Source organism: Collinsella sp. CLA-ER-H11, assembly GCF_040092445.1.
In the GTDB taxonomy this organism is placed as follows: Bacteria; Actinomycetota; Coriobacteriia; order Coriobacteriales; family Coriobacteriaceae; genus Collinsella.
In genome coordinates, this window is record NZ_JBBNLN010000010.1 from 50216 (window position 1) to 58121 (window position 7906).

The 7906-nt window shown below is 59.1% G+C and carries 6 protein-coding genes; all 6 read left to right on the top strand.

Annotated elements, in window-relative coordinates; translation table 11 throughout:
- Positions 1–159: 159 nt before the first annotated feature.
- A complete protein-coding gene (locus AAAX35_RS07835) occupies positions 160–1083 on the top strand; it encodes an ABC transporter permease (protein WP_349117259.1) in 924 nt (307 codons plus the stop codon).
- Positions 1076–1870, top strand: a complete 795-nt coding sequence (locus AAAX35_RS07840) for an ATP-binding cassette domain-containing protein (RefSeq protein WP_215694685.1) — start codon at positions 1076–1078, stop codon at positions 1868–1870. The genes AAAX35_RS07835 and AAAX35_RS07840 overlap by 8 nt, the downstream gene beginning before the upstream one ends.
- A gap of 157 nt (positions 1871–2027) precedes the next feature.
- Positions 2028–4052 (top strand): 5'-nucleotidase C-terminal domain-containing protein, encoded by a 2025-nt coding sequence (locus AAAX35_RS07845; RefSeq protein ID WP_349117260.1) that lies wholly within the window; start codon positions 2028–2030, stop codon positions 4050–4052.
- A gap of 129 nt (positions 4053–4181) precedes the next feature.
- Complete coding sequence (locus AAAX35_RS07850; protein ID WP_195239368.1) at positions 4182–4949, top strand: mechanosensitive ion channel domain-containing protein; 768 nt, start codon at positions 4182–4184, stop codon at positions 4947–4949.
- 93 nt (positions 4950–5042) lie between these two features.
- Positions 5043–6959 (top strand): BMP family ABC transporter substrate-binding protein, encoded by a 1917-nt coding sequence (locus tag AAAX35_RS07855; RefSeq protein WP_349117261.1) that lies wholly within the window; start codon positions 5043–5045, stop codon positions 6957–6959.
- Entirely contained in the window at positions 6956–7666 is a 711-nt protein-coding gene (locus AAAX35_RS07860) for a metallophosphoesterase (RefSeq protein WP_117799696.1), read from the top strand. The genes AAAX35_RS07855 and AAAX35_RS07860 overlap by 4 nt, the downstream gene beginning before the upstream one ends.
- Positions 7667–7906: the final 240 nt, after the last annotated feature.

Here is a 7906-nt window from a genome sequence, read left to right on the forward strand (position 1 = left end):
CGCGTTATTCAATATCTGAGCCACAGGGGCGGGCGCTGTAGACCGGCGTCCGCCCTGCTTGTTTCAGGTAAAACAAAACGTCTGTCCGCAGCTCTTTTATACATTGTTACCGCTATTATGGAAAATCACGTGTCCACCCTATTCTAGGAGGTATGAAGCATGCTCATTGCATTGCAGGGCGCCGTTTCGCAGGGCGTCCTCTGGGGCATTATGGTGCTTGGCGTGTTTATCACGTTCCGCCTGCTCGACATTCCCGATATGACCTGCGACGGCAGCTTTGCCCTCGGCGGCTGCGTCTGCGCTGTGCTCATCGTCAATAACAACGTCGACCCGCTGTTCGCCGTGCTGGCCGGTATGTGCGCCGGCGCCATCGCGGGCGCCGTCACGGGCATTTTGACCACCGTCTTTGAGATTCCTGCGATCCTCGCCGGAATCCTCACCCAGATCAGCCTGTGGTCCATCAACCTGCGCATCATGGGCAAGTCCAATACGCCCATTCTTGCCAAAGGCACCGTGTTCTCGGCCGTCAGCAATATGACCGGTCTGCCGCAGTCCACCGTTGCCATCATCTTGGGCATCCTGCTCGCCGTGGCTATCGTTGCCATCCTGTATTGGTTCTTTGGCACCGAGATCGGCTCGGCGCTGCGCGCCACCGGCAATAACGAGTACATGATCCGCGCTCTGGGCGTCAACACCAACTCCACCAAGATGATCGCCCTCGTGCTCTCCAACGCCCTCATCGGCCTTTCGGGCGCGCTCATCTGCCAGAGCCAGAAGTATGCCGACATTGGTATGGGCACCGGTGCCATCGTTATCGGTCTTGCCGCCATTGTTATCGGTGAGGTGCTCGGCCGTCTGCTGCCCGGCGGCCTCACGCAGTTTAGCGTCCGTCTTGCCTCCGCCGTCTTTGGCTCCGTGGTCTACTTCCTTATCCGCGCCATCGTGCTGCAAATGGGCATGGACGCCAACGACATGAAACTGCTCTCCGCCGTGATCGTCGCCGTGGCCCTGTGCGTGCCCGTGGTTTGGGAGCGCTATAAGCTCCGCAGCTCCTACACGAAGGGGGATGAGGCAGATGCTTAAGCTCTCGCACGTCAAAAAGACCTTTAACAAGGGCACCGTCACCGAGAAGCGCGCGCTCACCGGCGTCGACCTCACCCTGAATGACGGCGACTTTGTAACCGTGATTGGCGGCAACGGCGCCGGCAAGTCCACGCTGCTCAACATGATCGCCGGCGTATATCCGCTCGATTCGGGCGTTATCGAGCTCGACGGCAACGATATCTCGCGTCTGAGCGAGTCGCAGCGTGCCAAGTACCTGGGCCGCGTGTTCCAGGACCCCATGCGCGGCACCGCAGCCGACATGCAGATTGCCGAGAACCTGGCCCTCGCCAAGCGTCGCGGCCAGCGTCGCGGCCTTTCGTGGGGCGTCACCAAGGCCGAGAAAGATGAGTACGTTGAGCTGCTCAAGCGCCTGGACCTTGGTCTGGACACGCGTCTCAACGCCAAGGTCGGCCTGCTCTCGGGCGGACAGCGCCAGGCACTCACCCTGTTGATGGCCACGCTCACCAGGCCGCGCCTGCTGCTGCTCGACGAGCACACCGCGGCCCTCGACCCCAAGACGGCCTCTAAGGTGCTCAACCTGACCGAGGAGATCGTCGACGAGAACCACCTGACCACGCTCATGGTCACGCACAACATGAACGACGCCATCCGTCTGGGCAACCGTCTGATCATGATGCACGAAGGCCACGTGATCTACGACGTGGCGGGCGATGAGAAGAAGTCGCTCACCGTAGCCGACCTGCTGCAGAAATTCGAGGAGGTCTCGGGCGGCGAGCTCGCCAACGACCGCATGCTGCTAAGCTAAACCTACCAAAAAGGGACAGGTTTATTTTGGCAGGTTTTATCTGCGTAAACGTCAAAACCGCCGCTAAGGGACAGGCGCCCTTGCGGCGGTTTTCGCATATTATGTCGATAATCCGATATTCAACCAGACATTCTGGCTAAGGACTAAGGAAACTGCCATGAAAAGACTCCCCCGCCTTGCGTTAGCCACCGCGTTGTTTGCCGGCGCGCTCGCAGGCATCCCAAGTCTCGCTTTCGCGGGGAACCTGCCCGCCGCTATTGACGGCTCCGTGGCCGTCATGCACACCAACGACATCCACGGCAGCTACAAGTACAGCTACAACGCAAGCAAGGGCACCGGCACTGTGGGCTTCGACGGACTGGCGGTTCTCTATAGCGCCCAAAACAGCGCCCCCGATCTTTTGCTCGATGCGGGCGACACCTTCCACGGGCAGTCCTTCGCCACCATGAGCGAGGGCAAGAGCATCGCCGAGCTCATGGACACCTTCTACGCCGACGGCTACGACGCGACCACGCCAGGCAACCACGACTGGAGCTACGGCGCGGACAAACTCCGCACCATGACCGGCTACAGCACCACCGGCACGCCCTTCGCCATGCTCTACGCGAACGCAAAGTCTACGAGCGGCGTATGGAGCTCGAGCATCACGAAGACGCTCGATCGCACCTGGGAGGATAGCGAGGATCACTCCACATTCGACTACAAAATCAAGGTCGGCGTCGTGGGTGCCATGGATGAGTCGCTGGAATCCTCGCTGCGCGCGGACCTGGTCGCGGGTACGTCGTTCTCGAGTGCCGCGAACGCCATCAATGCCGAGGCAGAGCAGCTGCGCAAGGAGGGCTGCGATGTTGTTGTGTGTATCGCGCACACGCTCGACGCCAAGACCTTTGCCACGCGACTCCGTGGCGTCGATGCCCTTATCGCAGGCCACGAGCACATCAACCTTAACGAGAAGGTGACGGGAGCCGACGGCAAGACAATCCACGTTGTCGAGGCGGGCAGTGCCTTTGCCGAGGTGGGACTGCTTTCCATTCCGTACAAATACGACACGAATGGCACCGAGACGACCGACGATGACACGGTCACGGTCCCTGCAGACGGCAGCGACGAGAAGCTCTACACCGCCAAGAACGTCAACGACCTTTTGGCAGACCCCGACAAGGGCTCCGACTACCAAAGCCGCCTTGAAGCCGTCCGCAACAAGATCAAGCCGCTCGACGAGGACTTTGAAAACGAATCGAACAAGGTGCTCGGCACATCCACCACCAACTATTTCTACGGCGAGGACGCCGCAGGCACGCATGGCTGGGAAATGGTGCGCACCACCGATTTCCGTCCCAGCAAGGAGGGCGACACCACCAAGGCCCAGACCATCGGCCACGTGATTTGCGGCTCCTATCTTGCCCTGACGGGCGCGGACTTCGCTATCGAAAACGCTGGCGGCATCCGCGGCGGCATCGCGGCGGGCAACGTGACCGCCGGCAACGTCATCGCCATCTCGCCCTACGGCAACACCGTGGAGACCTGGACCATGACCGGCGCGGACTTCCTCGCAGCGCTCGAGCACTCGCTACAAATCAGCGACGATTGCAACGACAGCTACGAGCTTCAGCAGGCTTATGTGGCGGCCGGTCACACCGAGCAGGAGGCGCAAGACAAGTACAAGTGGCGCGATGACTCTGGCAGCGTTCTCTCCTTTGGCGGCATCAACGTGACGATTGATTGGACGCAGCCCGAAGGCAAGCGCATTGTGAGTGCCACACTCACCAAAGACGGCAGCACGCTCGACCCCGCCAAGACCTATACCGTCGCCACCAACAACTACATCATCACCAACACGACCGACTTTCCCACCTTTGCACACGCCACCAAGTACACCGAGTGGGGCACGTGCGAGGCGGCGCTGAGGGCGCTGATTGGGCAGAACGGCTGGGAGAGCAAGATGGCCGGGCTCGCCGGCACCATCGGCTTCGGCTCCGCAGCCGTGGACCCCACGCCCACACCGGCCCCGACGCCTAAGCCCTCGCCTAAGACGGACACGACGACCACGAAGGTCATCACCAAGAAGATGACCGGTAAGCTCGCCGCAACGGGAGACCGCACGCTGGCAGTAGTTGGCGCGTGCCTTATCGGCGGCATCATCGTCATCATGCTCGGCATTATCTGGAAGCGTCGACGCTAAGCTACACCGCCGGGTCTTACAGCCCCGCCGCGTAAACCTTATATCGAGCACAGAAGCCCGTCCGAATTTGATCGGACGGGCTTCTTGGTGGGTATCATGGTTGAACGATCATTAGGAGGTTTTCCCTACATGGAATTGTTTGAGCCGATTCTTCATTTCTTTGAGCAACGGTGGGTCCACAACATTATCTGGGCCGTCATCTTGGCGATAGGCACCGCCGTCGCCGCCAAGGTCGTATCCAAGACCCTGAACCATCTGCTTAACCGAGACGATAACCCGCTTCCGGCATCGAGCATCTTCATCAACATCGCGCGCGCCGTCATCTGGATGATTGGCGGCAGCTTTATCCTCGACAACTGTTTTGGCATTAACGCAAACGCGCTCGTCGCCGCTCTTGGCGTCGGCGGCATCGCCATCTCGCTCGGCTTTCAGGACACGTTATCAAACCTTATCGGCGGCATGCAGGTGACCTTTATGGGCATCATCAAACCCGGCGACAATATCGAGGTCGGCGGCGTATCCGGCGTGGTCCAAGACATCACTTGGCGCCATACAACGATTGAGGATGCCTGCGGACAGACCATCATTGTGCCCAATTCCAACATCTCCAAGAACACGCTCGTGCATTTGATGCCCTTTGGGCGCGTGGCCGTGCCCGTTGCCGTAAAGGACACGTCTAAGTGGGCTTCCCTTGACGTGCTGGCAGATGAGCTCACGAGCGCAACCAAAACGGCCGTCTCGCCCATCTCGGGCTTTGACAAGGAGCCCTACGTACTCTTTAGCGAAATCGGCGACTTTGGCATCAAAGGAAAGATCATCTTTATCGTCAGCGACGACAGCACTACTTTCACGGCAGCCGACGCCTGCATCCGCGCCATCGCCCCCATCATCGCCTAAACCACCGCAAAGGGGACAGGCATCTTTGTAGTGGTTTTCATTCGTGGTACCATGGTTCATATCGTTGTTTAAACGACTAAGGGAGTAGACACCATGGAAGAGGCCTATCGTCAAGCACGCAAGCGCGGCGAGCAGGGACGCCGTCGCGCCATCAGCCAAAGCGAGCATCCATACCTTACGGACCTCGATAGCTTGGTTGCTCAGCTCCCCTTAGGTCAGCGAGAGAATGTCGGCCTGCGGGATATTCCGCTCGAAATGGTCGTCGGCACGGTCACCAAAGGCCGTCAGTCCGCCTTTTCGTGTAACTTTATGCCCCTGCTTCCGTTTAGCACCGAGTTCGCCCGCAAGTGGTCCAACCTCTACGACATCCAGGTAACCGAGGGCTATCGCGACCCCATCATCGTCACCGAGTTCATGCATCGGTTCTATGTCCAGGAAGGCAACAAACGCGTCAGTGTCCTCAAATTCCTGGACGCTCCAACGGTTTCGGCCAGGGTCACCCGTCTCTACCCCAGCACATGTGATTCCGTCGAAAGCCGCCTGTACGGCGAATTCTGCGCGTTTTGGCGCGTCTGCCCCCTATACGAGATCGACTTCTCGCGTGAGGGAAGCTACGAAACGCTCGCCAAGATGCTCGGTCAGAACGTTATCGAAAAATGGCCGCAGAAAAAGGTCGACTACCTGCGCCACACCTTCCTGCTCTTTAAGCGCGCCTACCTTCGCGCAGGCGGCGACCACCTGGACATTACGCCTGCCGACGCCATGCTCGTGTACCTCAATGTGTACAACCAGGACCGCCTGCTGGATACGCCGACGGATATCGTCGTAAACCGCCTGTGCAAGATTTGGCGCGAGCTGGTCATTGCCGGCAAAAATGACGAGGACAAGGTCGATCTTGTCGAAGCACCGAGCGTCGACGAGGAGGAGACGCCCGCCAAGTCCACCGCTGGCGTGCTCAACTTCTTTATGGGCAAGACCGTCTACTCGACGGCCAACCCCCTGCGCATCGCCTTTATCCATGAGTTCCCCTGTGCGACGTCGAGCTGGGACAGCCTGCACGACCAAGGGCGTCAGTATCTCGATGAGCACTTTGACGGTATCGTGCGCACCGAGGCGTTCGAGGACTGTCACGATCCGGATGTGTTCTACGCCGCCGTGGAAACAGCTGTCAAACATGGAGCAAACGTCATCTTCTCGACCTCGCACCGCCTGATGGAATACACGCTCAGGGCTGCCGTTGAGTATCCCCAGGTTCGGTTCCTCAACTGCTCTATCGGCCTTCCCCATCAAAGCGTCCGTTCGTACTTTGGCAAGATGTACGAGGCCAAGTTTCTGCTGGGCGCCCTTGCCGCCAGCATGGCGGACAACCACCGCATCGGTTACCACGCATCGGTATTCGCCTCGGGCGCACTCAGCGAGATCAACGCCTTTGCGATTGGCGCCTCGCTGCTCGACCCCCGTGCGCAAATCATCCTGACCTGGGGCGATGTGCCCGCCGGAGGCCTTGCCGAGACCATGTGCCGCGAAGGTGTGAGCGTCATGACCGGCGCTGACATGTCAAAGTCGCTCGAAGACCCAACGGCCTACGGGCTTCACCGCTTGGTCGACGGCAAAGTCACCGGCATCGCCATGCCCGTATGGAACTGGGGCCGTTACTACGAGCTCATCGTTCGCAGCCTTCTTCACGGCACGTGGGACGAGACCAGCGACGACAACCAAGTGCGCGCCGTCAACTACTGGTATGGCATGAGCTCCGGCGTTATCGACATCCGTTACGCTCCGGGCCTACCCTACCAGACGCGCAAACTCGTGCAGTTGCTCCGCAACGGCATTGTCGAGGGATCCATCAACCCCTTTGGCGGCGAGCTCCACAGCCAGAACGGCGTGGTACAGATCGAAGGCTTCCCTCCGCTGCCGAGCACGCAGATTGTCGAGATGAATTGGCTGGCGGATAACGTGGTAGGCACCATTCCGCAGCTCGACGATGAGCCGAAGGTCCGCGCCCTATGAAAATCCTTGCCATAGCCGATACCGAAGAACGATGCCTATGGGAGTGCTTTCGCAAGGAACGCTTTGAGGGCGTCGACCTGATTTTGTCCGCCGGCGATCTGGACCCGGACTATCTTGAGTTTTTGGTTACGGTCATCAACAAACCGCTCATCTACGTGCGCGGCAATCACGATGACCGCTACGCACGTCATGCACCGGGTGGATGTATCTGCGTAGAGGACAGCGTGTACACGTACCGAGGGATTCGCATTGCGGGCCTTGGCGGGTCCATGCGTTATCGCGACGGCGCCAACATGTACACCGAACGCGAGATGTCCAAGCGCATGCGTAAGCTGTCGCGTAAGGTTAGGATGGTCGGCGGGTGCGACATTCTGCTTACCCATGCACCCGCCGCCGGTATGGGTGATCTGGACGATCTGCCTCATCGAGGATTCGAGTGTTTTAACACAGCACTCGAATCCTGGAATCCCGACTACATGGTGCACGGGCATGTGCACCAAAGCTACGGTTGCGATTTTCAGCGCGAGCGTCAGCATGTGTGTGGAACGACGATCATCAACGCCTGCGGCTATACGCAGTTTGAGCTCGACCAGACGCACTACCCCATCCGCGGCTGGCAAGCAGCTTGGCTCAACTCACAAACCATGCGCCGCGAGCTCAAACGCCACGAAGCCATCGAGTCTTCAACAGCCAGAACACCCTGGTAACCACCATAAAGGGGACACTGTCCCCTTTATGGTGCTTTTGACGCGATAGCAAGAAACCCGGTCCTGCACAATGAACTGCCTCCCATTTCTTGGACATGAGAAATGGGAGGCTTTTGGAGTGGGTATGATGAATTGGACACCTAGTTAAGAGCGAAAGGTGTTCAAGATGACCCAAAGAAGAAAGCGATACGACAGGCAGTTCAAGGTCTCGGCGGCAAAGGTGGTCCTGTCCGGGGAAAT

What these genes read in the sequence shown, in the direction of transcription:
- AAAX35_RS07835 (WP_349117259.1), top strand. Translation starts at nt 160, where the DNA reads ATGCTCATTGCATTGCAGGGCGCCGTTTCGCAGGGCGTCCTCTGGGGC.
- AAAX35_RS07840 (WP_215694685.1), top strand. Translation starts at nt 1,076, where the DNA reads ATGCTTAAGCTCTCGCACGTCAAAAAGACCTTTAACAAGGGCACCGTC.
- AAAX35_RS07845 (WP_349117260.1), top strand. Translation starts at nt 2,028, where the DNA reads ATGAAAAGACTCCCCCGCCTTGCGTTAGCCACCGCGTTGTTTGCCGGC.
- AAAX35_RS07850 (WP_195239368.1), top strand. Translation starts at nt 4,182, where the DNA reads ATGGAATTGTTTGAGCCGATTCTTCATTTCTTTGAGCAACGGTGGGTC.
- AAAX35_RS07855 (WP_349117261.1), top strand. Translation starts at nt 5,043, where the DNA reads ATGGAAGAGGCCTATCGTCAAGCACGCAAGCGCGGCGAGCAGGGACGC.
- AAAX35_RS07860 (WP_117799696.1), top strand. Translation starts at nt 6,956, where the DNA reads ATGAAAATCCTTGCCATAGCCGATACCGAAGAACGATGCCTATGGGAG.